The 24,544-nt window shown below is 54.4% G+C and carries 22 protein-coding genes and 1 pseudogene; 10 read left to right on the top strand and 13 right to left on the bottom strand.

Annotated elements, in window-relative coordinates; genetic code table 11:
- Nucleotides 1-7 precede the first annotated feature (7 nt).
- From CEK71_RS21365 to CEK71_RS22955, 3 genes are all read right to left on the bottom strand, one after another.
- The gene (locus tag CEK71_RS21365; protein WP_088621273.1) at nt 8-460 is read right to left on the bottom strand and encodes a hypothetical protein; all 453 of its coding nucleotides are present in this window, start codon (nt 458-460) and stop codon (nt 8-10) included.
- On the bottom strand, nt 444-1,190 hold the full coding sequence (locus tag CEK71_RS21360) for a hypothetical protein (RefSeq protein ID WP_088621272.1): 747 nt from the start codon (nt 1,188-1,190) through the stop codon (nt 444-446). The genes CEK71_RS21365 and CEK71_RS21360 overlap by 17 nt, the downstream gene beginning before the upstream one ends.
- A 153-nt stretch (nt 1,191-1,343) precedes the next feature.
- Entirely contained in the window at nt 1,344-1,523 is a 180-nt protein-coding gene (locus CEK71_RS22955) for a hypothetical protein (RefSeq protein ID WP_157679537.1), read from the bottom strand.
- 244 nt (nt 1,524-1,767) lie between these two features.
- On the opposite strand from CEK71_RS22955, the gene CEK71_RS21350 reads away from it, so the two are divergent.
- The 6 genes from CEK71_RS21350 to CEK71_RS21320 all read left to right on the top strand — a co-directional run bounded on the left by CEK71_RS21350 (nt 1,768) and on the right by CEK71_RS21320 (nt 10,545).
- Complete coding sequence (locus tag CEK71_RS21350) at nt 1,768-2,055, top strand: hypothetical protein (RefSeq protein ID WP_088621270.1); 288 nt, start codon at nt 1,768-1,770, stop codon at nt 2,053-2,055.
- Between the two features lie 224 nt (nt 2,056-2,279).
- A complete protein-coding gene (locus CEK71_RS21345; protein ID WP_088621269.1) occupies nt 2,280-2,516 on the top strand; it encodes a helix-turn-helix transcriptional regulator in 237 nt (78 codons plus the stop codon).
- Nucleotides 2,503-2,922 carry a hypothetical protein gene (locus CEK71_RS21340; RefSeq protein WP_157679535.1) on the top strand — a complete coding sequence of 140 codons (420 nt, stop codon included), beginning with the start codon at nt 2,503-2,505 and terminating at the stop codon, nt 2,920-2,922. Before CEK71_RS21345 ends, CEK71_RS21340 begins: the two co-directional genes overlap by 14 nt.
- Nucleotides 2,923-3,015: 93 nt before the next feature.
- The gene (locus CEK71_RS21335; RefSeq protein WP_088621267.1) at nt 3,016-7,212 is read left to right on the top strand and encodes a non-ribosomal peptide synthetase; all 4,197 of its coding nucleotides are present in this window, start codon (nt 3,016-3,018) and stop codon (nt 7,210-7,212) included.
- 472 nt (nt 7,213-7,684) lie between these two features.
- Nucleotides 7,685-9,388 (top strand): condensation domain-containing protein, encoded by a 1,704-nt coding sequence (locus CEK71_RS21325; protein ID WP_088621265.1) that lies wholly within the window; start codon nt 7,685-7,687, stop codon nt 9,386-9,388.
- A 212-nt stretch (nt 9,389-9,600) separates the two neighbouring features.
- Complete coding sequence (locus tag CEK71_RS21320) at nt 9,601-10,545, top strand: hypothetical protein (RefSeq protein WP_232463711.1); 945 nt, start codon at nt 9,601-9,603, stop codon at nt 10,543-10,545.
- A gap of 6 nt (nt 10,546-10,551) precedes the next feature.
- Here CEK71_RS21320 and CEK71_RS21315 read toward each other — a convergent pair whose 3' ends face one another.
- From CEK71_RS21315 to CEK71_RS21300, 4 genes are all read right to left on the bottom strand, one after another.
- Nucleotides 10,552-11,229 (bottom strand): phosphatase PAP2 family protein, encoded by a 678-nt coding sequence (locus CEK71_RS21315; RefSeq protein WP_088621263.1) that lies wholly within the window; start codon nt 11,227-11,229, stop codon nt 10,552-10,554.
- Nucleotides 11,230-11,789: 560 nt separating this feature from the next.
- Nucleotides 11,790-13,079: an amidohydrolase family protein gene (locus CEK71_RS21310; protein ID WP_088621262.1), complete on the bottom strand. Its 1,290-nt coding sequence runs from the start codon at nt 13,077-13,079 to the stop codon at nt 11,790-11,792.
- A 272-nt stretch (nt 13,080-13,351) separates the two neighbouring features.
- Nucleotides 13,352-13,657: a protealysin inhibitor emfourin gene (locus tag CEK71_RS21305; RefSeq protein ID WP_088621261.1), complete on the bottom strand. Its 306-nt coding sequence runs from the start codon at nt 13,655-13,657 to the stop codon at nt 13,352-13,354.
- A gap of 80 nt (nt 13,658-13,737) precedes the next feature.
- Nucleotides 13,738-14,736 carry a M4 family metallopeptidase gene (locus CEK71_RS21300; RefSeq protein ID WP_088621260.1) on the bottom strand — a complete coding sequence of 333 codons (999 nt, stop codon included), beginning with the start codon at nt 14,734-14,736 and terminating at the stop codon, nt 13,738-13,740.
- Nucleotides 14,737-15,359: 623 nt separating this feature from the next.
- On the opposite strand from CEK71_RS21300, the gene CEK71_RS21295 reads away from it, so the two are divergent.
- Nucleotides 15,360-15,689: a hypothetical protein gene (locus CEK71_RS21295; protein ID WP_088621259.1), complete on the top strand. Its 330-nt coding sequence runs from the start codon at nt 15,360-15,362 to the stop codon at nt 15,687-15,689.
- Nucleotides 15,690-15,697: 8 nt separating this feature from the next.
- Here the strand turns inward: CEK71_RS21295 and CEK71_RS21290 are convergent, their stop codons facing one another.
- The 3 genes from CEK71_RS21290 to CEK71_RS24225 form a co-directional block, all read right to left on the bottom strand.
- Nucleotides 15,698-17,323 (bottom strand): RCC1 domain-containing protein, encoded by a 1,626-nt coding sequence (locus tag CEK71_RS21290; RefSeq protein WP_088621258.1) that lies wholly within the window; start codon nt 17,321-17,323, stop codon nt 15,698-15,700.
- A 303-nt stretch (nt 17,324-17,626) separates the two neighbouring features.
- Nucleotides 17,627-17,911 (bottom strand): hypothetical protein, encoded by a 285-nt coding sequence (locus tag CEK71_RS21285; protein ID WP_088621257.1) that lies wholly within the window; start codon nt 17,909-17,911, stop codon nt 17,627-17,629.
- The gene (locus tag CEK71_RS24225) at nt 17,878-17,988 is read right to left on the bottom strand and encodes a hypothetical protein (protein WP_170065241.1); all 111 of its coding nucleotides are present in this window, start codon (nt 17,986-17,988) and stop codon (nt 17,878-17,880) included. The genes CEK71_RS21285 and CEK71_RS24225 overlap by 34 nt, the downstream gene beginning before the upstream one ends.
- 469 nt (nt 17,989-18,457) lie before the next feature.
- Between CEK71_RS24225 and CEK71_RS21280 the strand changes: the two are divergent.
- The 3 genes and pseudogenes from CEK71_RS21280 (at nt 18,458) to CEK71_RS21270 (ending at nt 22,207) form a co-directional block, all read left to right on the top strand.
- Nucleotides 18,458-19,164 (top strand): annotated as a pseudogene (locus CEK71_RS21280) (IS6 family transposase).
- A gap of 546 nt (nt 19,165-19,710) precedes the next feature.
- The gene (locus CEK71_RS21275) at nt 19,711-21,453 is read left to right on the top strand and encodes a type I restriction-modification system subunit M (RefSeq protein ID WP_088621256.1); all 1,743 of its coding nucleotides are present in this window, start codon (nt 19,711-19,713) and stop codon (nt 21,451-21,453) included.
- 46 nt (nt 21,454-21,499) lie between these two features.
- Nucleotides 21,500-22,207, top strand: coding sequence for a PDDEXK nuclease domain-containing protein (locus tag CEK71_RS21270; RefSeq protein ID WP_088621729.1), 708 nt, complete (start codon nt 21,500-21,502; stop codon nt 22,205-22,207).
- Here the strand turns inward: CEK71_RS21270 and CEK71_RS21265 are convergent.
- From CEK71_RS21265 to CEK71_RS21255, 3 genes are all read right to left on the bottom strand, one after another.
- Complete coding sequence (locus CEK71_RS21265; protein ID WP_088621255.1) at nt 22,175-22,621, bottom strand: helix-turn-helix domain-containing protein; 447 nt, start codon at nt 22,619-22,621, stop codon at nt 22,175-22,177. The two genes, CEK71_RS21270 and CEK71_RS21265, sit on opposite strands and share 33 nt — an antisense overlap.
- Before the next feature lie 488 nt (nt 22,622-23,109).
- A complete protein-coding gene (locus CEK71_RS21260) occupies nt 23,110-23,364 on the bottom strand; it encodes a hypothetical protein (protein ID WP_088621254.1) in 255 nt (84 codons plus the stop codon).
- A gap of 91 nt (nt 23,365-23,455) precedes the next feature.
- Nucleotides 23,456-24,460 (bottom strand): ATP-binding protein, encoded by a 1,005-nt coding sequence (locus CEK71_RS21255; protein ID WP_088621253.1) that lies wholly within the window; start codon nt 24,458-24,460, stop codon nt 23,456-23,458.
- Between the last annotated feature and the right edge of the window lie 84 nt (nt 24,461-24,544).

Genomic DNA, 24,544 nt, shown 5'->3' with positions numbered 1-24,544 from the left:
GTTGAATCTAGGCGGCGGGAATGTCCGCATGGTCTTTGCACATCTGCAATAGTCGGCTGTCCACGCCCGTGAGCTTGGGGACAATCAGCAGGACAGTGAAGCCGTTGTCATTGAGGGTAAAGCCCATTTCGTACCAAAACGGTTGTTCGTCCAGCCATTCGCAAGACGGGGCGAAACCGTCGTCGCCGTATCGGCTTTCTTGGAACCAATCAGTAAGGATAGGGCAACCCGTTTCGGTTTCCAGACTTGCCGCCGTATCGCCCGGTTCGGCAATGACGACGTAACCATGGTCTTGCGGGGCATAGGTTTCTTGCCCCGACAAGGCTTGGAAATGTCCTTGCAAGCTGTCGGCCAATACCGTGAGGATGAATGCGCGGGTTAACGGGGCGGGAAAAGAGGCCGACGCGCCTTGTGGTTCATCACGTCGCGCCAATTGCTTGGGGTCACGCAGGACTATCATGTTGGCTGTCCTCTCCGCCCGGATGTTGACGCTTTTCGGCACGCTGTTTTTTGGCTTTACTTTTATCCGATTCGCCAGCAATGCCGGAAGGTTCCGCACCAACCCCGCCTTGGCTGCTGGTTTGCGGCTGTATCATATCGGCATCATCCGGGGCAGTTGGGTTTTCATCACCTGTCGCTTCTGAATCCGCTTCCGGACGTTGGCTTTCGATAGGATTTACAGTTGATTTGGTTATGCGCGGCTTAGGCAATTCGGGCTGGAAAGGTTCGGCCTTATCAGCTAAGGCCAAAGTGCTGGCTTTCCATCCGTCCCAATCGGCTTGCAGGGCATGATGGTGCGGTGATTCAGGTACGGCGGCCAACAGGTTCTCGGCTCGTAATATGGCGGCCAGAAATCCGGCGTTGTTCGTGGATTGGCCGACGAAGGCGGGCTGGAATAGCTTGGACGACAGCGGCTTATCGGTGTTGAACCCTTCCAGGCACTGTTCGACGTTGACGAACGGCACGATTTCTTTGGAGTGATAACCGCCGCCATCATTACCTGTGATAATGACATACAAGGCTTGCATTCCGGCATCGGTGAGGAGGCGGTAATGGATTTGCCCGTGGCTACGCTGGCCGGTCTTATTGGCCTTGCCCTTTTTCAGGGAGAGATAGGTTTTTGCATTGATTGCCGTCGTGTCTGGTGATCCGGTTCCGGTGGAGGGGTGCGGGGCGGTTTTGGTGTTCATGTGGCGGTTCCTTATCGGTGGCCTTAAAAAGCAAAAGCCCCGCAAACCCCATAAGGGTCGGCAAGGCTTTTGGAAGGTTGCGGGTTTTTCAATTTATCGAGACCTAAAACCCGCGAAAAGCTCTTAGGATTGTTATATGGGCTGGTCAAAAGCCTATCTTGAGCATTTCCTTTCCAAGAGTTTGGCCAAGGATTCGCCTATCAATGTGCCGATGACCGCACAGACCGAACCGATCATGCCCGTGACGATTTCCCCGGACGGGTTGTTGGGCTGGGCTGTACGGCTCGGATTGGCGGTGATGACGGTAGGTGTGGCTCTTTTAGGTTGCGGCATGGCAATCTCCAGTTATTCATGGTTTTTAGGTTTACGGCGGCCTATCAGGGCTGTATCCGCCGTTGGGTTTGATCCTCCCATGCGGGCTTCGTAGCCGGGAAGACCATTTGTTTAATATATGTTTGAAACCCGTTGCTTTACGGTTGTGCCAGGATGGTGTAGAACAACACCCGATAACCCGCCGGAGCCTATCAAGCAGGCTTTGGCCTGACCCTTTCCATTAACCTCGCAGTAAGGACATACCATGTATAAATTGATCGCGGCGATGCTTTTGATCCTGTCATTCCCAGCCCTTTCGGATGAAGACGACGACAACGGCAATAACGTCCAAAATGGGGCTTATGGGCAAACCTACCCCGCCCAAGGCAACCCGTACGGGAACGGTTCCAATCCGGGTAATGGCCAACAAGTTCCCCCCGGTTACGGGAGCAACTACCCGGCTTACCAAACCCCGCCGCCCGCCAACCGCCAACCGTTATGGCAAACTGGGTCGCCAAAGGGGGCAGGGAAGCCGTCCGCACCACCGGGTTAACGGTATGAAACCCAACAAAAGCGGCAGGGGTGGCGGCGACGATTAATGGCTGTCCAAAGGAACCAAGCGGCCACAGTTTCCCGTGGCGGTGCGCCATTGCCCACACCCAAGACAATTTGCCAAAAAAATTCATAACATATAAATAGAAACCTATGGGAAGCGGCGTTTGATGCCCGCCGCCTTATCCTTTTGTTAACAGGCATCGGGAAAAAGGAAATCAAGTTATGGAAGACAACAAGACAAAAGCAAACACGGCATTAAAGGACACGGCTTGGCTGGCGCAACGCCTGGGCTTGTCTGTCAGCACGGTGGAACGCCTTAGGGGCAGGGGATTGGGCGATATTCCGCCGCATGTGACGATTGGGCGGTCAGTGCGTTATGATGAGGTGATGGTGGAACGGTGGCTTGCTGGACAGTTGCAAAGCAATTCAGGTAAGGGGGTGGGTCATGATGCAGCGTAAATCCAACCCAAACCTTTTGGATAGGTTCCAGTTCTGCCAACCACAATGGGATAAGGACGCTTTCATCACCTGCTGTCCGAAAACAGTCTTTATGGTGCATCCTGATTTGGACAGGGTGGCGCGGGATGTGCTGGTCGTCTACCGTGACGGGCGTTGGCATCTGGTTGACACCGAGCTTTATGCAAACGGTGTTTTTGTCCATGGTTTGCTCAGGGCTGACTTGTACGATTGCATAGACATCGACGGCAACCGATTTTTGCTTATCAGCACCTATCCGCTATCCGGCGAAATGACGGCATGGCGCGAATCGGTGTTGGAGGTGGTGGATGCTGCAATAGGCAGCTGGGTGACGATGCAACGGGTTGAAGGCGACGGCTATGAAGCGACTATCATGAAAAGTATGTAAACGTCTAGCCAATCCACCTAGGCAAACCTGATACGAACTGTCATCCTTGCCCTTTTGTATGGGGAATAACGATGGCATCATCAAAGAAGTGGATTGGGCATATTGAAGCATGGCAGGCCAGCGGACAGCCACCAACAACCCGTACCGCTGGGCGTGGCCGGGGAAATCCACATCGGCGGCATCCAAGTGGCGCGGGGCTATCTGAACCGCCCGGCACTGACCGCCGAACGCTTCATCACCGACCCGTTCCAAAAAGACGGCAGCGGCCGCCTGTACAAAACCGGCGACTTGGGGCGGTGGTGGCCGGACGGCAGCATCGAGTATCTGGGGCGCAACGATTTCCAAGTCAAAATACGCGGCTTGCGTATTGAATTGGGCGAAATCGAAACCCGCTTAGCGGCCTGTCCGGGTATCCGTGAGGCCGTGGTCATCGCCAGGGAAGATGTGCCGGGCGATAAGCGGCTGGTCGCCTATCTTATCCCCGAACCGGGCCACACCCCTGACCCCACCGAATTGCGCCGCCAACTGGCTGGGCAACTGGCGGACTATATGTTACCCGCCGCCTTCGTCACGCTGGAACAATTCCCGCTCAGCACCAACGGCAAGCTTGACCGTAAAGCCTTGCCTGCGCCGGACGGCGGCAGTGTCGCGGCGCGGGCCTACGAAGCCCCCCAAGGCTCTACCGAGACTGTCATCGCCGCACTTTGGCAAGAGCTGCTGCACCTGGAGCAAGTCGGGCGGCATGACCAGTTCTTTGAGTTGGGCGGGCATTCCTTGCTGATCGTCACTTTTATTGAGCGTTTGCGCCAACAAGGCTTAAGTGCGACGGTGCGTAGCGTGTTCACTGCGCCGACCCTCGCCGAGCTGGCCGCGCAAATAGATGCCCAAGCCGATCCGATAGCCGAGCTTAAGGTTCCGGCCAATTTAATCGCCCCCGATTGCACCGCGCTGACCCCCGATTTACTGCCTTTGGTTAAGCTGACAGTAGCGGAACTCGACGGCTTGGTCGCGAATGTGCCGGGCGGTGCCGCCAATATTCAGGACATTTATCCGCTCGCCCCCTTGCAAGAAGGGATTTTGTTCCACCATTTATTGGCGGCGGCAGGGGATGCGTATTTATTGCGCACGGTGTTAAGTTTTGCCGATGCCAAAGGTTTGGCACAATTTTTAGCAGCCTTGCAACAGGTTATCGACCGTCACGACATCTTGCGCACCGCTATCCATTGGCAGGGCTTGCCCCAGCCCGTCCAAGTGGTGCAGCGGCGGGCGCTGTTGCCGATAACAGAACTTAGCTTACAGGGCACGGCCAGCGCGATGGCCTGCCTGCTTGGGCAAACCGACCCTAGCCAGTTACGCCTGAACCTGCAACAAGCGCCGTTATTTGCGGCCTATAGCCTCTATGATGCCCAAACTGATAGTTGGTTATTGGCTTTGCTGAACCATCACTTGGTCAGCGACCATCTGACGGTAGAGCTGATTATCGGCGAAGTGGGGCAGATTCTGGCCGGACAGGCGGCGGACTTACCCAGACCCTTGCCTTACCGCCAGTTTATCGCCCAAACCTTGGCGACCCCAAGCGACGGATACGAAGCCTATTTTAAGGCACGGTTGGCGGATATTACCGAACCGACCGCCCCGTTCGGCATTATGGATGGGCAAGGGCGCATCACCGAAGCGAAACTGGCCTTAAGCGCCGATTTGGCGGCGGCTATCCGCCTGAACGCCAAACGCTATGGGCTTAGCCCCGCCGTGTTGTTCCATGCCGCTTGGGCGCAGGTGTTGGCGCATTGTACTGGCCGTGACGATGTGGTGTTCGCCACTGTGCTGCTCGGACGTTTACAAGGCGTGAGCGGCGCTGACCGGGTATTGGGTCTGTTCATCAACACCTTGCCGTTACGCATTCGTGTAGGCGGGCAGAGCGCCGCGCAACTGGTCACCGATACGGGACGGCAATTGCTGGATTTGCTGGCTTACGAACAAGCGTCTTTAGCGCTGGCGCAACGCTGTAGCGGGGTCGCCGCCCCGTTGCCGTTATTTACCAGTTTGCTCAATTACCGCCACAGCACCCAGCACGACCAACAAGCGGGGCAAATGGCCGACGCGGCCAGCACTTGGCAAGGCATCCGTGTCCACCATAGCGAAGAGCGCACCAATTATCCGCTGACCGTGTCGGTTGATGATCTAGGGGTGGGCTTTACACTGACCGCACAATGTAGCGAAGGCATTGTGGCGGAGCGTATCGTCGGCTATTTTGGGACAGCACTGGCCGGACTAGCCGACGCGCTGGCACAGCAGCCCGATTACCCGGCCTGCCAGCTTAGCATTTTGCCCGCCGCTGAGCGGCGGCAAGTGCTGCAAGCCTTTAACGGCACGACAGTCCATTATCCGCCGCCTATTTGCTTACAACAGCTCTTCGAGCAACACGCCGCAGACAACCCAAATGCCCCTGCCTTGGTGTTTGGCAGCCACCACCTCAGTTATGCCGAGTTGAACCGCCAAGCCAACCAACTGGCCCACCACCTCATCGCCTTCGGTATCCGCCCTGATGACCGCGTGGCGATAGCACTGGAACGCTGCCCGGACATGGTGGTGGCACTGTTAGCGATTTTCAAAGCGGGTGGGGCGTATCTGCCGCTAGACCTTAGCTATCCTGACGAGCGTTTGGCTTATATGCTCGCCGATAGCCGCCCCACGGTCTTACTGACCCAAACCGTGGCTTACCCGCGCTTGTTGGCCTTGGCCGACGAGGGCTTGCCGATCATGCTGGTGGATGTTTTGCTGACGGATGGGGCAGGACAGGGGCAAACGGGCAACCCTGACCCACAAGCACTAGGCATAAGCCCACAAAATCTGGCCTATATCATTTATACCTCCGGTTCCACCGGGCAACCGAAAGGCGTGGCGATGCCGCAAGCGGCATTATTGAACTTGCTCAACTGGCAATTTACCCGGGCCGGTTTGCCGCCGGGGCAAAAAACCTTGCAATTTGCCGCCCTAGGTTTTGATGTCGCGTTCCAAGAAATCTTTTCCACCTTAGGTTCGGGTGCGTGTTTGGTCTTGGTCAGTGATGCGGTGCGCCGCGACCCGGCGGCGTTGCTGGCCGAACTGGAGCGGCAGCAAGTGCAACGGTTGTTTGTGCCGTATATCGCCCTGCAACAGCTCGCCGAAGCGGCGGTCAACGCCGCCGTCGAATTGCCGTATCTGCACGATGTCATCACCGCAGGCGAACAATTACGCATTAGCCCCGCCATTAAGGCCTTTATTGGCAGGATGCCGGGGCGGCGGCTGCATAATCATTACGGGCCGACAGAAACCCATGTCGTCACCGCCCTGACCTTGGCGGATGACCCCGACACTTGGCCGCTGTTACCGCCAATAGGCCGCCCGATTGCCAACAGCCAAATCTATGTGTTGGACAGCCGCTTGCAACCCGTGCCTTTAGGGGTGGCGGGGGAAATCTATATCGGCGGGGCCAATCTCGCGCGGGGCTATTTCAACCGCCCCGAATTGACCGCCGAGCGGTTTATCGACAACCCGTTCCGGGCGGCGGGTGACCCACCCGGTGTCCTCTATAAAACGGGTGACTTAGGTTGCTGGCGGTCTGACGGCACATTGGATTATTTGGGGCGCAACGATTTTCAAGTCAAAATCCGGGGCTTCCGTATTGAGCTGGGCGAGATTGAAGCCCAGTTATGCCGTTGCGCCGGGGTATGTGCAGCGGTTGTCGTCGCCCATCCAGACGGCGTAACCGATAAACGCTTAGTGGCCTATCTGGTTGCCGATCTAGGCCAACAACTGGATGCCGCAGCGGTGCGCCAGCAACTGGCCAGCCAACTGGCCGATTATATGTTGCCCGCTGTATTTGTGGTGCTGGACAGCTTGCCGCTCAGCCCCAACGGCAAACTGGACCGTAAAGCCTTGCCCGAACCTGAGGGAGGCCATGCTGCCAGTCGTCTTTATGAATCACCCCAAAACGACATTGAACAGGTGCTGGCGGCGATTTGGCAAGACCTTCTGCATCTGGACAAGGTCGGCCGCCATGACCATTTCTTTGACTTGGGCGGACACTCGCTGCTGGCCGTGCAATTGGTGGTGCGCTTAAGGGAGGCTTGGCAAATTGACGTGCCGTTAGCGGCCATTTTCGAACAGCCCACCTTAATGGGGCTTGCGGAATGCGTGCTGGATTTGCAACTGGCCTGCTATCAAGACAGCGACATCGCCTTGCTTGACGGGCAATTAAGCCTGCTATCAGAAGCCGAATTGCGCACCCTGTTATCTGAGGATAATTAACTGATGTTACGCAGTAACATCGTTCTCCCGTTTGCCGCGCCGAGCATCGCAGGTTTTGTCGGGATAAGCCCGAATACCCATAGGGCATAAAGGGGCGCGGCATGGATGCCGCGCGTCGGCAGGAGTACCCAAAGGGCATAAAGGCAGGAAGCCCTCTCTGCCGACCCCCGACAAAACCGAGAAGCGCAGGAAGGAGCGGCAATCGGGCCGCCTTCTGACTCGTGCCGTCCTGGCACTCGCACTTCGTGTGCGGTGCATCAAAATCCGCTCCCGGCGGATTTGTCTTTGGATACTTTCTTTTCGACTGCATGGATGCAGGAGGTAGAGCAATGCAGGAGCAATTGCCGAGGCGGAGCAAAAGAAAGTATCTCGCCTTCGGGTGCGAGAACCCGATTAAAAAAACCGTCGCGACAGCGACTCATTATGTGTTTTTTAAATAGCAGCAACTATCTGCGTAACATCGGCAATTACTATGAACAACCCGAAAAACCCAGGCCTTGATCAACTGAAACGCGCCGTCCTGTTAAAAAAACTCCAACAGGCCAACAGTGCCCGCAATGTCCAAACCGCCGTTGCGCCGCTGCCTACGGCTGACCGGACACAGCCGCTACCCTTATCTTGGGCGCAACAACGGCTTTGGTTTATCGACCAATTCGACCCCGCCGCCAGTCAGGCTTACCATATTCAAGCGGGTTTACGGTTGCGCGGCAAGCTGGATAAAGCCTCGCTTAAAAAAGCGTTAAACCGTATCGTCGCCCGCCATGAAGTATTGCGGAGCCAGTTTGTCAGCAATAACGGCCAGCCTTGGCAACACATTAGCGCGACTGGCAGTTTCGCCTTGCTTGAGCAAGATTTATCGGCCTTGGCCGAAACCGCGCAAGCCGCCGCCGTCCAACAACTGTGCGCGGAAGAAACCTGCCAGCCCTTTAGCTTGTCGGCAGGGCCCTTAATCCGTGGCCGCTTGTTAGGCCTGGGCGATAACGGCTATCTGCTATTAATTACCCAACACCATATTGTTTCTGATGGCTGGTCTTTAGGGCTATTGATTAAAGAAGTATGCGCCTTATACTCGGCGTTTAGCCAAGGTTTGCCTGACCCCTTGCCCGAACTCAGCCACCAATATGCCGATTATGCCGTTTGGCAACGGGCATGGCTACAGGGTGAAACCTTACAGGCCCAAATACGCTATTGGCAAGACCAGCTTAACGGTGCGCCCGAACTGTTGGCGTTGCCCTTAGACTATGACCGCCCGGCGCAACAAAGCTATGCGGGTGGCCGTATCGCCATCCGCCTGCCTGCCGGACTGAGTGCGGGCTTAAAGCAACTGGCACAAAGCCAAAGCGTCACCTTATTTATGGTACTGCTGGCGGGCTGGTCGGTGCTGATGGCACGGCTGAGCAACCAAACCGATGTGGTTATCGGTACGCCCGTCACCAACCGCCCGCGCTCTGAGCTGGAAGCCCTGATCGGCTTTTTTGTCAACACGCTGGCTTTGCGCGTCCAACTGGCCGATGACCCTAGTGTCAGCACCTTGCTTGCCCAGATCAAGGCCACCAGTTTGGCCGCTTACGCGCATCAGGATTTGCCTTTTGAACAAGTGGTCGAAGCCCTTAATCCGACGCGCAACATGGCGTATCATCCTATCTTCCAAGTCATGCTGTCCTTAGACAATACTCCTGATGGCGGCGCATTGGCCTTACCCGGCTTAGCGCTGGAGCCGATAGGATTGGCGCATACCACAACCCATTTTGATTTGGCCTTAGCCTTATCGGCGACGGACGAGGGACTGGTGGGAGCCTTGGAATACGCCAGCGATGTGTTTGCCGAGCCGACGGTGCGGCGTATCGCCCGTTATTTTGAAAACCTATTGGCGGGCATGGTCGCTGACCCCCAGCAAACTATCGGCCAATTGCCTTTAATGAAGGCGGCTGAACGTGACCGCATTTTGTATGGCTTTAACCACACCGCCACCGCCTGCCCGCAACACCTGTGCGCCCACCAACTGTTCGAGCGGCACGCCGCCATGCAGCCGGACGCGCCCGCGCTGGACTATGCCGGGCAAACGCTCAGTTACGGCGGCCTGAACCGCCAGGCCAACCGCGCCGCGGCTTCCGGGATGGTCAGGCCCTGTTCTTTCATCACTGAAAGCAGTTTTTTTCTGAATGCCGCTGGATAAGCCATTCGTTTTCCATTCAAGATGATCGTTTTTACAATAGCCTATTATCATATCATATCAAATTATATTGGCTTGGCTATAACGAAGCGACGGCGGATGTCATTTCCAAACAACTGCTGCTTAATATTGCCCGTTCCCGCTTTAACCAGCCGATCTTTTTTTCCGGCATTTCCAATATTGCGGCCACGCTGAATTTTCAGGCCAATATGGGGATGACCCCTGCCCTAGCGGGCAATAGCGGCAGTACCCTCGTGCCTATTTTTGGCGGCTCGGTCTCAGAAAACCCGACCATCAGCATTGTCCCCATAGAAGGCGAGCAGTTTACCCAACGCTTGCTCACGCCCTTATCCGAAGACAAGCTGACGTTGCTGCTGCGCCAGAATATTGATATAGACATTTTGCTGCGCTTAGTGACGCTGGAGTTCCGCACCCAAAACGATGTGGCGGTGTACCACAACCGACCGCGCAATGAGCAGGATTATGCCGCGTTCCGGCGTATCGTCCTGCACTTGTCGTCGATTCAAGACCGTGACCAGCTGTTTGCCGAGCCGTTAGTGTTTGAACGCCATTGGACATTGCCAGCCGCGTCCGTCACGGGCGAATCATTCCATACCTTAGAGAAAGAGTATGCCATGACGCTGGATGCGCAACAGTCGGTTTACCATTTATCCAAACAGGTGATAGGCCGGACTATCCTGACCAACTACGACCCCTTTCTGTTGACTAATGCACAGCGGATGCAGATGAATGACGAGGCCGAACGCAATGCCCCCAATGATTTTCTGGTGGATATCCGCCCCGGCTATCCAGGCGGCGAATATCCCTTGCACGGCAAATTCAGGCTACGCAGTTTCAGTAACATTATGTATTTTATTGGCCGCAGTATCGCCAACGAGCCGGAGCGGGATGTCCCTAAAGACCCGAGGACACCGGCGGTGGCGGAAAATCCGGTCTCGGTCATTGCCATTTCAGAATCCGATAGCCCGCCCAAAGGTGCCGATGTCTCCGTCAATTACCGGGGAAAATATTACGCGGTCAGCCCCAGCCCACAATCGTCATGGAACCAAACCGCTTTCCGGGTGCTGTCGCAAATTTACCAGATGACCACCACCGACTTGCCCAAATCCGGCATACCCAGCATTACTATCGCAAAATAGCGGCGGTTACGCCGACTGGCCGCGCACATACCAGCCGTAATACAACAACCAAGCGACCAAAAACACCAGATAGCCCGACCATAAAATATCCGAGACAAAATGCCCGCCCGCCGCCATGCGCGATACGGCCATTATTGCCGCCGCCACTAACGTCAAGGCCAGATAAAAAGCCTTACGGCGGCGCGAAAGGAAATACAGGGCAAACAGCGCGAAGCCTATCGAGCAATGCCCGCAAGGGAAGGACTTGTGCGGGGTGTCGCCGATTTGCAGCGGCGGGATATAGGTATTCGTACCGCCAAACTCGGCGATATGCAAGGGCCTAGGCCGGCCCCAATGGTCTTTAAACACCAGATTGATAACCAAACCGGGGCCGATGGCGATGACCAACAAGATATACAAGGCAGGCCGCCGCCAGCGTTGCCAACGCCCGACTACAAAACTGCCCACCACCACCAACAACGCCGAGACAGCGGCGGCGACCAACAGCTTCGGCGTATAAGCAAACAAACCGCGCCACAACCACCACTCGCCAAACGGCCACGCCGAATGCCCCGACCCCGGCTGATAAAACCACGCCGCCGCCTGTTGGTCGGCATCGGTCAACCAGAAGATCGGCGTGGTCAGCGCCATTAACAACACTAAAATCGACAACTCCCGCCAACGGCGGCTTAAAGGTAAAGTCATGACAGTTCCGGCGGCAAAAAAACGCCTATTGTCGCCGATAGTGGCGGTGGAGGGGTAATGGAAGATGCGGGGGAGGTTTTTGGTGGCCTTGGCTAGATATATACTTCAAACGGTCAAGTTTTTGGTTTTTTGGTAGGGTACGCTGTGCGTACCTTTAAAAAATCATCATAAAATCAGTGCAAAAGGTACGCATTTATGCCCCTGAGGGTACAGCGTACCCTACGGTGAATTGTAAAAGCCGAAAACTTGGCCGTTCACAGTATAGATGCCGCCACTCATTAAGCGACACAGGGACAGGCCAACCTGAGATTTTGGGTTAGGCGCGAGGTTAAAGCCCTCGGCAATGGCTAAAGACCATTGCACTCCACTGAGAGGCCGCCGTGAACGGAGTGCAATGGTCTTTAGCCATTGCTCGATGGCCTAACCGTGTGTGCTAACCTTTAGCTTGTCTTTTGCTTAACGCCGGACTCTATACCATTATCTGGGGTGGGAGGGAGCGCGGGCATCTTGCCCGCCAGTTGCGGGCAAGATGCCCGCGCTCCAAAGTCCTATGCTTGCGGTTACTTAAATTTATTCACCACCAACCGCCCGCCGGAGATAACCAGATCCGGGTATTCGAGCAATTTGAAACGCGCAAAAGCGTTGCCGCGTACGGCGACGACATCGGCGGGCGCACCTTTGCTTAAAGTCCCGAGCTTGTCTATGCCTAAATGCTTGCCCGCTTTAGAAGTGATGGCCTTAAACACATTCAGCACGTCGCCAAAATCAATTGACTCGCCGCTGGTCAGGTGCAGCAGCATCGCCATTTCTTCACCGTTAACCCCCCACGGCACATTATCGTGGCCGATTTCCGAGCCGTAAAGGATTTGCGCACATTGGCCTGGGGTGGCGGCCTCGCAGTCGGCGATTTTCGCGGCCAGTTGCATGGTGTTGCTATGGATACCCAAGTGGGTACCGCTATCGGTACAGGAGGCCAAGGTGTCGACGGTGGAGATAAAGGTCAGTCCGGCGGTGTTGGCGGCTTGGTTGATAAGGGCGGCATCTAGCGGGGCGCAGGGGATATGGGCGAATTCGTCAACGCCCGCCACTAAGGCGCGTTCAAAGCCGATGTTTTCGCCGACGTGGGCGATGACGCGGCGGACAGGACGGCCATTCTGCGGATGGTGGGCTTCGTCGGCAATGGCGGTGGCGACGGCTTGCGGCAAGATGTCCCACGGTGTCGGCGGTACGGGGTTGCTGCCGTGCGGCTGCATCCACGGTGCGCCCGTTTCGCCGCCCGGTTCCAAGGCGATTTTAATGGCGGTCGCACCGCCGTCGACGAGGTGCTGGACGGCAGTCCGCGCCTCTGCCTCTGAGCCGAGGGTCAGGCCGATTTGGTCATAACCGCCCGCGCCGCCGCCGCTGAAAATGTTCAGCGGATAACCGCCCGCCGCTTGGAGTATGGGGCCGACGCTCAATAAACGCAATTGTCCCGCACCGCCTTCTGGGGGCTGTAAGGGGCCGCCAGTGTCTTGGACGGTGGTGATGCCGTGTGCCAGCACTTGGTCTTTGCGGACGTTCTGGAAGGTGATGTGGGCATGGGATTCGATCAGCCCCGGCACAATGGTCGCGTCGCCCATGGCGATTTTATTCCCGCACGACCCGGCTAAAGCGTCTTGGCTATCGACACGGGCGATTTTGCCGCCGTGGATTAATACGCCTGCGTTGCTGAGTAAGGTCTCGCCGTCAAATACCCGGTCGGCGGTCAGAAGCCGACAACCCGCCAATGCGTCGGTCGGTAACGCCAACCCTTGCGCCAGCACGGCGGTGATGCCTAGGGCTTTGAGGGTGAGGTGCTGTGGTTTGGTCATCTGTGTTTCCCTTTGCTGAGTTATTGTTATTAAGATGCCAGTGCAGGGCGGCGGTCAGCCACCCTGCCGCTCGAGGGCATCCTAAGCAATGGCAGAAATTGTGCCATTATTTTTTTAGATTGGTTAAACAAGGGCTTGGCTTGGTTTTTGGGTGCGGGGTTATTTCGGTGAGAGCATTAGTGCGGGATTTGCCTGAGGCAGGTGCGGCAAATCCCTGATTTTTTGGGGCTAGCGAAGTGGGAAGGCAAGGGTTTTTCGCCTTCGTCTTGTGCTTATCCGCGCGGGGCTTGCGCCAAGGCTTTGAGCTTTTCACACAATAGCCGTAACGCGGCGGGGGCGGCGTCGAGGTGGAAGCTGACGCTGTGCTGCCGAAGGCCGTCGGCAACGCTCAGCTCATAGAGAAAATCCCAAGGCTTAGGCTGGGGGTTGTGCAGAGTGGCGGGCAAGGTGAAGAAATCGGCGCTCGCCAGTAACTCGCGCAAGGTTTGGCTCGGCGGGCCGTCGGCTAGGTCTAGCGCGTAGTGTTCGGCACCCGCCGCGCCAGTGAAGCCGCCGGTAATCTTAAGGTTAAGCTGCATTTATTCCGGCGCTCCGTCACTATCATTCCGCCTACACTTATCGTGTGGGCAATCACCCTACCCACTACATGGTGGAGGGATTATTTAAGCACTTTCACTGCCCGCCAAGCGGCAGTGACGGCATCCCTATCGACTTTTTTATAGCCTAATAAGTTCACCGCGTGGACGGTCGCTTTGGCGGCTTCTTTAAAGCTGGCGTTCGGGTGGAGCAGCGGCAGGGCTTGGTACCAGATTTTCGCGGCCTTATCCCAACTGTTGCCGCCCAAGTTCATGGCCGCCAGATAAAAGGCATAATTGGGTATGCCGGAGTTGGTGTGGACATCGCCGCCTTCCTCATAGCCGTCCATGGTTTTGGGTTGGTCATCGCCTACCCAGGTGAGATCCCGGTTGCCGGGGTCTTGCATCGACCGTAAGGCCTTGCCGCTTTCGGCGCCCATGATACCGTCGCCGATCAACCAGTCGGCTTGGCTGACATCTTGTTGCTTGTGCCATTGCTTGACGACACTGCCGAACACATCGGAAATGGATTCGTTTAAAGCCCCGCTTTGGTCTTTGTAAACCAGCCCGCCCGGGACGCTATTTTGCGTCACGCCGTGGGTCAGTTCATGGGCGACCACGTCTAAAGCTTGGACGAAACCGACGAAGGTTGTGCCGTCACCGTCGCCATAGACCATTTGGCTACCGTTCCAAAAAGCGTTGTTAAATAAGTCGCCAAAGTGTACCGTCGAATCCAGGCGTAAGCCTTTGCCGTCAATGGAGTTGCGCTGTAACACTTGCTGGTAGAAATCGTAGGTGATCCCGGAACCGTCGAAGGCGGCGTTCACTGTCGCATCGGCTGACGGCTGACCATCTTCGCCGCGCACTAGGCTGCCCGGCAGGGTGGAGGTATGGCCGGCATCGTAAATGGTGCGGCGTTTGGCGCCGGTGGTGATGCCGCCAAAAAACGCTTGGGCGGACACGTCCCGGTTGCCGCGCAGGCGTTCGGATAACAGCGCCGACTTTTGGTCTTGAAAATGCAACAGGATTTTGGTCGGGATGATAAAGCAGGTACACAGGTGTTGCTGGCAGGCGTGAGTCATTTTGGATACCTTTTGGGCTAAAAGCAAGCGTCATTGGCCTCAGAAAAGTGCCTGTTCAGCGTTTGCGCCATTAATTTGGCGATGGGCGAATGCTGACAACGCGTTCTGAGGAGATAGAAATCTGTTCCCTAGGCCAAAATACCGTTTTCTGGTCGTCGGGAGGAGATTTTGTGGCAACTATATAAGGATTATGTTACCGATAAAATTAACTTTTACCGTTAAAAAAGTGAATACTGCATATAAAGGGTTTTTATTTTATAAGTGCCTGATAGGTATTAATAATAAAAATTAAAAATAAGGCTTTACAAGGTATTTAGGCGGTTTTTAGGCTTTTTTATGGCTTAATTGCCAAAACGTAAGGCAATTATTGACCCGGAATAGGTATGGGTTGGCTTTTTAAGCCACTTCTCAGCCGTTGCTAGTTTCTCTGGCCGCACCGGAAAAACCCACCCCCTCCCCGCTTAACCATCCCTTACCATAGGCATTAATCCATAGTAGGCAGGGTTAATCATGGCGATATTTTTTAGGGCTTCTGACAGCGGCGCGGCCTGTTTGTTGGGCGGGGCGGGTTACGGCGCAGCAAGCGGGGGCATAGGTTTGCCTGGGCTTGATGGAGAGCGTGGATGAGTTTATTTAACGCGATAGACGCGAAAGTGTCGGCTTTTATCAATCAAGTCGAAAAGACGGATAGGGCGGCGGCGGCAGGATTGTTTGGCGAGGTCGCCGATACCTTAAATTATGGCATAGGTTCGGTGTTAGGCACTGACGTGCAAAGCAACCTCAGTGAGTTGGGCGGCGGCGGTGAATTTGCCGATACGGTGGCGGCGATTGCCGGTAACTATGCCGGTAATTACGGTGAGCAGTTTAGTAAATATCCCCCAGCAAAGCTGGGGGCTTTATGGTGTGAACCGCTCAAAGCGGTAAAACAGGTCGCTAACGCGGCCTGTCAATAATGGCCACCTTAGGGGTGGCGGCTCAACTCCAAAGGCTCAACGGTGTAACTGGCGGTGACGGTCAGGGTATGGCCGACATCGCCGGCCTGAAGCACATAGCTGCCGCCGGTGCCGAGGACGCTGGCCCCACTCATCCAAGTGTAAGTGATGGCCCCCAAACCGTCGGCGTCGGCCAGGGTGTTGTTGGCGGTGAGGGTTTGGCCTTGGGTGTCCGTGCCGGCGATGCTGACCGTGCCGGTGGGGGCATGGTTGATGTAGACATCGTTGGTGGCGATGTTGGCGGCGCTGACCACGCCGGAGGTGAGTTGGCCGGCGACTGCGCTGCTGTTGCCGCCAGAGGTGCTGTTTCCCCAAGTGATGATGGAACCGTCGGTGCGCAAGGCGGCAAAGGCCGAGCCTGTGGTATAAATGCTCACCACATCCACAGTGCCGTTGAGCTGTGCCGCCACTAAGCTGCTGTCACCGCCAGCGGAGGCATATCCCCAAGTGACCACTGAGCCGTCACTGCGCAAGGCGGCAAAGGCACCTGTTGTAGAAATGATTTTTACCACATCCACGGTGCCGTCGAGCTGTGCCGCCACCGTGTGGCTGTCGCCGCCATAAATACCAAATCCCCAAGTGACCACCGAACCGTCACTGCGCAAGGCGGCAAAGGCATCATATGTTGAAGAAATTTGCGTCACATCCACGGTGCCGTTGAGCTGTGCCGCCACTGGGCTACTATCGCCACCATGAGTACTATTACCCCAAGCGACCACCGAGCCGTCGGTGCGCAAGGCGGCAAAGGCAGTGCCTGTGGAATAGATTTGCGTCACATCCACTGTGCCGTTGAGCTGTGCCGCCACCGCGCTGCTGTCGCCGCCATAAGCACCCCAAGTGACCACCGAGCCATCGGTACGCAAGGCGGCAAAGGCAGTGTTTGTGGAATAGATTTGCCTCACATCCACAGTGCCGTTGAGCTGTGCCGCCACCGCGCTGCTGTCGCCGCCATAAGCACCCCAAGTGACCACCGAGCCGTCGGTGCGCAAGGCGGCAAAGGCATAAAATGTGGAAAAAACTTGCGTCACGTCCGTTGTGCCGTCGAGCTGTGCCGCCACCGTGCTGCTGTCGCCGCCATAAGCACCCCAAGTGACCACCGAACCGTCCGTGCGCAAGGCGGCAAAGGCAGTGCCTGTGGAATAGATTTGCGTCACATCCACAGTGCCGTTGAGCTGTGCCGCCACTGCACTGCTGTTGCCGCCATCCGTAATATTACCCCAAGTGACCACCGAGCCGTCGGTGCGCAAGGCGGCAAAGGCGTTTGCTGTGGAAAAAATTTGCGTCACATCCACCGTGCCGTCGAGTTGTGCCGCCACTGCATTGCTGTCGCCACCATCACTGCTAGCACCCCAAGTGACCACCGAGCCATCGGTACGTAAGGCGGCAAAGGCAGTGTTTGTGGAAAAGATTTGCATCACACCCACGCTGCCGTTGAGCTGCGTTGCCACCGCACTGCTGTCGCCGCCCTCAGCACCATTCCCCCAAGTGACCACCGAGCCATCGGCCTTAATTATGGCAAAAGCGTAGTTGTTGGAGAATTCTCCTAAGGAATGTCCAGGAAAGGATAAGGTGTTTTTTGTTGTCGTTATGGTCATTCTGTGCCTCAAAAAATAATAATTAAAAAAGGGTTAAAGCGTAATGTTATTAAACAATACCTACGCTCATTTGGATGTTGAATCGGATTGAACAAACTGATATCAAACCAAGGGGTCAAGTTTATACAAAGCGCTTGTTTCAACTAGTTTTATGCGTTTGGCGAAGGTATTGCCTTAAACAATGCTGACGTTCTTTATACCGACCCCGCACTTAAAAAGCCGACCCGGCATATTGTTGTTAAACGCGCAACAAACCCCATCCCTATCAAATCACCACAAAATCGGCGTTGGTTAAGGTTGAGTTCACGCCCAAGATGGCGATTTGCACTGCCCCGCCTGCGCCGCATCATAAGAGAGCGCGCCGGTGCCGACGTTGTAGATGATAAAGTCGTTGGCGTCGGCCGCCGCCGTGCCGATTTTAAAGTCGGTGACGGTGTCGTTGCCGCTGCCGTTGATCGCGGCGGCGAATGTCAAAAACAGGTTCTCGACATTCGCCGACAAACCATAGTTGGCCGAGGCGTAGACCGAATCGGTGCCGCCGCCGCTGGCTTCGTTCACCACACCGGCACTGTTGTCGATGACATACACATCATTGCCCAGCCCCCGATCAGGGTGTCAATGCCGCCGCGGCCATCAAGACGGTCGTTGCCCGCCGTGCCGGTCAGCGTGTCGGCGGCGCTGGCTTTGCTCCCGTCCTTTCGGTGTAGCTGGCGGTGACGGTCAAGGGTATGGCCGACATCGCCAGCCTGAAGCGCATATACTTCAAACGGTCAAGTTTTCGGTTTTTAGGATTAACCGAAAACTTGACCGTTCAGAGTATAGCTGCTAAAAAAGCTTTTTGTTTTTTTATCAGGCAAAAATCTTATTTTTCTACCACGCCACCGAAACAAAGACATTAAAAACCCCTCTTTTCATCATAAAACAATTACCAACAATAAAATAGATTCTTAAAAAAACTATAAAACTCAATTAATTGCCATTACCAAAAAACTAATTTTGTTAAAAAGTAACATTTTGTCGAGCACACCAAGAAGGAGTACAGCAAGCGAAACGGAAGTGGGGCGGTGTACGACGCGGTTCTGTCGCAAACTTTCTAATTTTGGTGGATAATCCGCCAATTTTTGTTGCCAGACTATGAAGATCAGCTTTAAAGGCGCCCACTATCCGAAAGACGTTATCCTGCACGCGGTTTTCTTCTATGTCCGGTATGGCGTTTCCTACCGCGACCTGGAAGAAATTTTGGCGGAGCGCGGTGTCACCGTGGATCATGCGGCCCTGAACCGCTGGGTTGTCCGCTATTCGCCACTGATCGCCTTGGCGGCAAAAAGCCGCAAACGGAGGGTTGCCGGCTCTTGGCGCATGGACGAGACGTACATCAAAATCAAAGGGGAATGGGCCTACCTGTACCGCGCGGTGGACAAATTTGGCGACACCGTCGACTTTATGCTCTCCGAACGCCGCGACGAAGCGGCCGCCACCGCCTTTTTCAGGCCGGCCATTGACGGCAACGGCCTGCCCGAAAAAGTGGTCATGGACAAAAGCGGCGCCAACCTGGCCGGGCTTGAAAACATCAATGTCCTGCTGGTGCTGGCAGGCCTGCTTTGCCTGATGGTCGACATTTGCCAAGTCAAATACCTCAATAACCGGGTGGAACAGGATCACCGGTTTACTTGTGCCCTTTGGGTATTAAGAAAATCACCGGGCCAATGCTGGGGTTCAAAGCCTTCCGTTCCGCGCAGGCCACCCTCGACGGGATAGAAACCGCCCACATGATCCGTAAGGGGCAACCCGCCGGACGGACACTGCCCGCCCACCGACAATTTATCAATTTGGCAGGCTAGTTTTGCCCACCAATCAGGCCGGGCTAGGCTCTTGTAAATATTTGCGACAGAACCAATAGTTGACACCTAACTATTTATTATTGTTATTTATATGGAACACACGCGATGTTCGACTTTTTAGATTTGTACCAACCCCTCAAAAATGTACTCCATCATAGTTACGGAATGGGGCTCCACATCGGGTACGTCGTCTAGCTCACTCTCTTAAACGGGATATCGGGTCAGCGGTAAAACTTCCAATCCGATTCACTAATGTCGATGGCGTTACCCAAGACCACTGATCACTAGGTCATTTTTACGGATGGCTTACTGGTGTCGTATGATAGGATGGAAAATCAGGTTGCCGCCTGATGAAGCGAGTTATCAGTCATTATTGCGGCAATCACTAAAAAACTATAAAGTGTGGCAAAATGTATCGGCATTAGCCCTAAAGTCATACGAATCCATTGGGCGTGGAAGAATTTATTGCCCCAAAGAACTCCCATGCTGTCCATCGGCAGAAATTAGCTGTGAGCGCGAACAAATTACATTAGGAACCCAGGACAGATGAACCACCAAGCCCTTTCCGCCTTTATCTGGTCGGTCGCCGACCTGCTGCGCGGCGATTACAAACAATCCGACTACGGCAAGGTTATCTTGCCCTTCACCGTGCTGCGCCGTTTGGACTGTGTGCTGGATGCCACCAAAGCCGCCGTGCTGGCCGAACAGGCCGACAAACAACATGCCGGCATAAACCTGGAACCGTTCCTGCTGCGTAAGGCCGGGCAAAGTTTCTACAACACCTCGCCCTTGGACATGAAAACGCTTATGGGCGACCAAGACCATATCAAGGAAAACCTGTTCGCCTATATCCAAGGCTTTTCGCTGGCGGTGCGGGACATTTTCGAGCGTTTTGACGTTTACACCCAGATTGACCGCCTCGCCAAGGCCGGATTGCTGTACCAAGTGGCGGAACGTTTCGCCAACATTGATTTGCACCCCGACCACGTCACCAATAGCCAAATGGGCTTGGTGTTCGAGGAACTGATCCGCAAGTTTGCGGAAATTTCCAACGAGACCGCCGGCGAGCATTTCACCCCGCGTGAAGTGATCCGCCTGATGGTCAACCTGTTGTTCATTGAAGACGACGCGGTGCTGGCAAAACCTGGCGTTGTCCGCACCATCTACGATCCCACGGCAGGTACGGGCGGGATGCTCTCGGTGGCGGGGGAATATCTGGAGGAACACAACCCCGAAGCCCGGCTGACCATGTTCGGGCAAGAACTCAACGACGAGTCCTATGCGATCTGTAAAGCCGATATGCTCATCAAAGGGCAGGATGTCGGCAATATCATCTCCGGCAACACCTTTTCGGAAGACGGTCACCCGCATAAGAAATTTGATTACATGCTGTCCAACCCGCCTTTTGGCGTGGAGTGGAAAAAAGTCGAGAAAGAAATCCGCAAGGAACACGAGCAGCAAGGCTTCAACGGACGTTTCGGGGCGGGCTTGCCGCGCGTGTCGGACGGCTCGCTGTTGTTCCTGTTGCACCTGATCAGCAAAATGCGCCCCGCCCATGACGGCGGTAGCCGCTTCGGCATCGTCCTCAACGGTTCGCCGCTGTTTACGGGCGCGGCGGGTTCCGGCGAAAGCGAAATACGCCGCTATGTGCTGGAAAACGATTTGGTGGAAGCCATCATCGGCTTGCCGACGGATATGTTTTACAACACGGGCATTTCCACCTATGTGTGGATACTCAGCAACCGTAAACCGGCACACCGCCGGGGCAGGGTGCAATTGATTGATGCCAGCGGCTTTGGGCAAAAGATGCGCAAAAGCTTAGGCTCAAAGCGCAAAGAATTGTCGGAAGCGCACATCGCCGAAATTACCCGCCTGTTCGGGCAGTGCATTGACTATAGCGACGGCAAAAAGCCCATTGCCAAACTGTTTAAGAACGCCGATTTCGGTTACCGCACCATTACCGTCGAACGCCCGTTACGCGACGACAGCGGCGCGGTGGTGCTGGCCAGCAAAGGCAAACTGAAAGGCAAGCCGCAACCGGACTCCAGCTTGCGTGACACCGAAAACGTGCCGTTACACGAAGATGTCGAAACCTATTTCAAACGCGAAGTGCTGCCCCATGCCCCGGATGCGTGGATAGACCACGACAAGACCAAGGTGGGTTATGAAATCCCCTTTAACCGGCATTTCTACGTTTTTGAGCCGCCGCGCGACTTGGCCGAGATTGATGCCGATTTAAAGTGCTGCACCGACCGGATTTTAACCATGATTGCAGGCTTGTCGGCATGAACGCAATGCGATTACTGATGATCGGCAGACGCTGGGCGGGGGCTTTATGACATCGGCTGTAGTTCAAAATGACTTTATCGACGTTGTCCGGCTGATTGAAGCCACACGGCAGAAATCTTATCAGGCAATCAATACCGCCCTGATCGAACTCTACTGGCAAGTGGGGGCGTACATCAGCGGGAAAATCTCCACCTCGCAATGGGGGGATGCCGTGGTCACACAATTGGCCAACCACATTGCCCAAACCCACCCCGGACTGCGGGGGTTTACCCGCCGGAATTTATTTCGGATGCGGCAATTTTACGAAACCTATCGGGACGACGAAAAAGTGTCGGCACTGCTGACACAATTATCGTGGACGCATAACCTCATCATCCTCAGCCAAAGCCAATACCCTGAAGAGCGCGAATTTTACTTACGGCAGTCCGTTCAAGAAAATTGGAGCACGCGCGAGCTGGAACGCCAGTTTAAAACCGCGTTGTTTGAGCGCACGGTGCTGACCCCGCCCAAAGTGTCGGCTGTGGTGGCACAAACCCACCCGACAGGGGCTACTGCCTTTAAGGATGCCTATATGCTGGAGTTTCTGGGCTTGCCGACCGGACACAGCGAAGCGCAGTTGCAGCAAGGTCTATTGCAGCAATTGAAGGCGTTTCTGATTGAATTGGGCAGCGACTTGAAATGGTCTAATAAAGCCGGACACTTCCAAAGGCATATTATAATGTCAGCAGAGGTGAAAAATGAGCAAAACAGATAAAGTCAAAAAACCCAAATTTACCCTGGAATTTAAGCAAGATGCGGCCAAATTGTTGCTTGAGAAAGGCTCATACATTTTCGCCCCCGCCTCAAAGCCATTTTGCGCCGTGGCCAACACAAAACCCAAACCCGAACCATTAAGAATGTCGTAGACATACGTCATCATCAGCGGGTCGTTATCAACAATAAGAATCCGTGATACGCTGGGCTTTGCTTCGACATAAGCCACCCCACTGTCGCGGACAAAATTTTCCACGTCACTTTTCAAAAAGCGCCGATGCCCCCCTGGCGTAACCTTTGCAACCAATACGCCTTTTTGGGCCCATGACCTGACAGTTACAGGGGACACCATCAACAATTCTGCCACCTCGTTAGGAGTCAGATAGATTTTATTGGGACTGATAGATGAAGCCATAAAACACCCTAAATTCAAATGGGGATTATGATACCGCAAAATCAATACTAACGGTGATTTTTACTTATGATTTTACACGCTTAGGGCTAATAAGCCACTGGCTTAACGCACTTGTTTGGCGCGAACCCCGCATTCTTCGCGGTGCATCGCCCGTTCTTACAGTTTTTGGAATGTGTGCAAGATTACCAAAAATAGACCCTGCAAGGCACTTAAACGGACATAAGTATCTACACATCGTTTATTAACGCTTGCAACATACACGTCCAGCGCATTTGAAAAATAGAAAAAATTATAAAAATCAAAAAATTAAACTATTTTGTACTGTTTTTAGCTTAAAAAAGCGGCGGTATGGCTTACCGCCGCATAGGCAGTCCACGCAGCAAACTATCGGGCAAAACCGCCTAACTATTGATTAATAAGCTTCTTTATTAGATTTGACACCGCAACTTGGGCAAAATTTCGCATTATCAGCGATATTTGCACCGCAGCTACATTTTAACAACGTACCTTGGCCATTTAATGCCAGTGCTATTGGCGGCTGTTCTAGTATTTTCTTCAATAGCGAATAAAACGCCGATTGATTCTCCAAAAGCGACAACAAACAGCCCTGTAACGACATTAAGAACAATAAAGCCGTATGATTTTTGGCTCAAAAAATAAATAGAACCAATTAGGGCTATTGCCCAGCCAAAAAACCTAAGAATAGAGGAAATTGCCGATAACACAGGAAATCGTTTATTCATACTTTTTGCCGCCTTTAATTTAAGTGTTGCTAGTTAATGAAAGGTAGGTTATCTGTGAACGTCTTGTTACTTTGTTACCACCAAAACAATTTCAGCCGCGTAGGGGCAGCCCGCTCTGCGCGTGATAAAAATCCCTCAGCGGCGCCGCTAACGCCTCTTCAAGCACCCGGGTGACTTCGGGGGTACGGAGCGCGTCTTTGCAAGGCCCGGCATACCTTGGGTCGTACATGACCAGATGAATCAGGGCAACTTGAGGCTGCCAGCCGATGGCCGCTAAGGCATTGGCAAGCCCTTGGACATGCGTGCCATTTTCAACCGTCGCACAGCCGTTGACCCATGAGCGGAACGCCGTTTCGGTTGCTGACTCCCCTAACGCCGCCACTTGGAATGCTATATCCCCCGACTTGCCTTGATAATAGAAGCTCTTGGGCGCGGCAGCGCTTTTTGTCGGTTTGTTCCAGCTAAAATAGGCCAAATCTAAAAAACCGTTTTTAGAATGGAAACGCTCTTCCCCTAACTCAAAAATCAAGCCCGGATAAAAATGCGCCAGCTCAAATATCGTTTTTCTCAGTTCGTATAAATCAGGGGTACGGTCGCCAAAAATCAGCGGATCTAAGGCCAACTCAATCCGGGTGCCTTTGCAGAACAGGCCTGATTGGCAGTGTGCTGGGCTTAAAACGTCGCCCCGACCAAAGTCTTGTACCCACAAACCGTTTCCGTCCGAACTTTCGATGTGCAGCTGGGCGGCCACGGCATTTAAGACCGCCAAACCCAACCCGCCCTTAAACACATGGACATGGGGCGCGTGGTTATCGGCGGTAGGGTGGTTGTGTCTGTAGGTTAAGAAGTGTTCGACCAAGCTGGCCGATGGGTCATGAGGGGATTTTTGCGAAAACGGCAAGCCCGGCCCGTCATCGGTGACGACAATGAGGTTATCTTTTATTTGAATGTTAATGGTTGTGGCAAGCCCTGCGAGGAAAAGGTCAATGGCATTGGCAACCAACTCATGCACGACGTTGTTGGCCGCATCGTAGTCAATATCGCCAAGATACATGCCAGGTCTTTTTCTTACTGCTTCTTTTAGTTCTATGGGCATTGCTTGCCTCGGTATGGAGGGGCTTAATGTTGTGGCTTACAACGGAGCCGCTTGGCTTTGCAAACTAAAAACCTTGCCAGCCGC

Origin of the sequence: Methylovulum psychrotolerans (genome assembly GCF_002209385.1) — a bacterium.
GTDB lineage: Bacteria > Pseudomonadota > Gammaproteobacteria > Methylococcales > Methylomonadaceae > Methylovulum > Methylovulum psychrotolerans.
Note: the sequence above shows the minus strand (reverse complement) of the source record. Positions and strands in the feature narration are given on the sequence as shown.

What these genes read in the sequence shown, in the direction of transcription:
- CEK71_RS21365 (WP_088621273.1), bottom strand. Translation starts at nt 460, where the DNA reads ATGATAGTCCTGCGTGACCCCAAGCAATTGGCGCGACGTGATGAACCA.
- CEK71_RS21350 (WP_088621270.1), top strand. Translation starts at nt 1,768, where the DNA reads ATGTATAAATTGATCGCGGCGATGCTTTTGATCCTGTCATTCCCAGCC.
- CEK71_RS21300 (WP_088621260.1), bottom strand. Translation starts at nt 14,736, where the DNA reads ATGACTCACGCCTGCCAGCAACACCTGTGTACCTGCTTTATCATCCCG.
- CEK71_RS21315 (WP_088621263.1), bottom strand. Translation starts at nt 11,229, where the DNA reads ATGACTTTACCTTTAAGCCGCCGTTGGCGGGAGTTGTCGATTTTAGTG.
- CEK71_RS21265 (WP_088621255.1), bottom strand. Translation starts at nt 22,621, where the DNA reads ATGGCTTCATCTATCAGTCCCAATAAAATCTATCTGACTCCTAACGAG.
- CEK71_RS21345 (WP_088621269.1), top strand. Translation starts at nt 2,280, where the DNA reads ATGGAAGACAACAAGACAAAAGCAAACACGGCATTAAAGGACACGGCT.
- CEK71_RS21340 (WP_157679535.1), top strand. Translation starts at nt 2,503, where the DNA reads ATGATGCAGCGTAAATCCAACCCAAACCTTTTGGATAGGTTCCAGTTC.
- CEK71_RS21325 (WP_088621265.1), top strand. Translation starts at nt 7,685, where the DNA reads ATGAACAACCCGAAAAACCCAGGCCTTGATCAACTGAAACGCGCCGTC.
- CEK71_RS21320 (WP_232463711.1), top strand. Translation starts at nt 9,601, where the DNA reads ATGACCCCTGCCCTAGCGGGCAATAGCGGCAGTACCCTCGTGCCTATT.
- CEK71_RS21360 (WP_088621272.1), bottom strand. Translation starts at nt 1,190, where the DNA reads ATGAACACCAAAACCGCCCCGCACCCCTCCACCGGAACCGGATCACCA.
- CEK71_RS21305 (WP_088621261.1), bottom strand. Translation starts at nt 13,657, where the DNA reads ATGCAGCTTAACCTTAAGATTACCGGCGGCTTCACTGGCGCGGCGGGT.
- CEK71_RS21260 (WP_088621254.1), bottom strand. Translation starts at nt 23,364, where the DNA reads ATGAATAAACGATTTCCTGTGTTATCGGCAATTTCCTCTATTCTTAGG.
- CEK71_RS21295 (WP_088621259.1), top strand. Translation starts at nt 15,360, where the DNA reads ATGAGTTTATTTAACGCGATAGACGCGAAAGTGTCGGCTTTTATCAAT.
- CEK71_RS21310 (WP_088621262.1), bottom strand. Translation starts at nt 13,079, where the DNA reads ATGACCAAACCACAGCACCTCACCCTCAAAGCCCTAGGCATCACCGCC.
- CEK71_RS21290 (WP_088621258.1), bottom strand. Translation starts at nt 17,323, where the DNA reads ATGACCATAACGACAACAAAAAACACCTTATCCTTTCCTGGACATTCC.
- CEK71_RS21275 (WP_088621256.1), top strand. Translation starts at nt 19,711, where the DNA reads ATGAACCACCAAGCCCTTTCCGCCTTTATCTGGTCGGTCGCCGACCTG.
- CEK71_RS21270 (WP_088621729.1), top strand. Translation starts at nt 21,500, where the DNA reads ATGACATCGGCTGTAGTTCAAAATGACTTTATCGACGTTGTCCGGCTG.
- CEK71_RS21255 (WP_088621253.1), bottom strand. Translation starts at nt 24,460, where the DNA reads ATGCCCATAGAACTAAAAGAAGCAGTAAGAAAAAGACCTGGCATGTAT.
- CEK71_RS22955 (WP_157679537.1), bottom strand. Translation starts at nt 1,523, where the DNA reads ATGCCGCAACCTAAAAGAGCCACACCTACCGTCATCACCGCCAATCCG.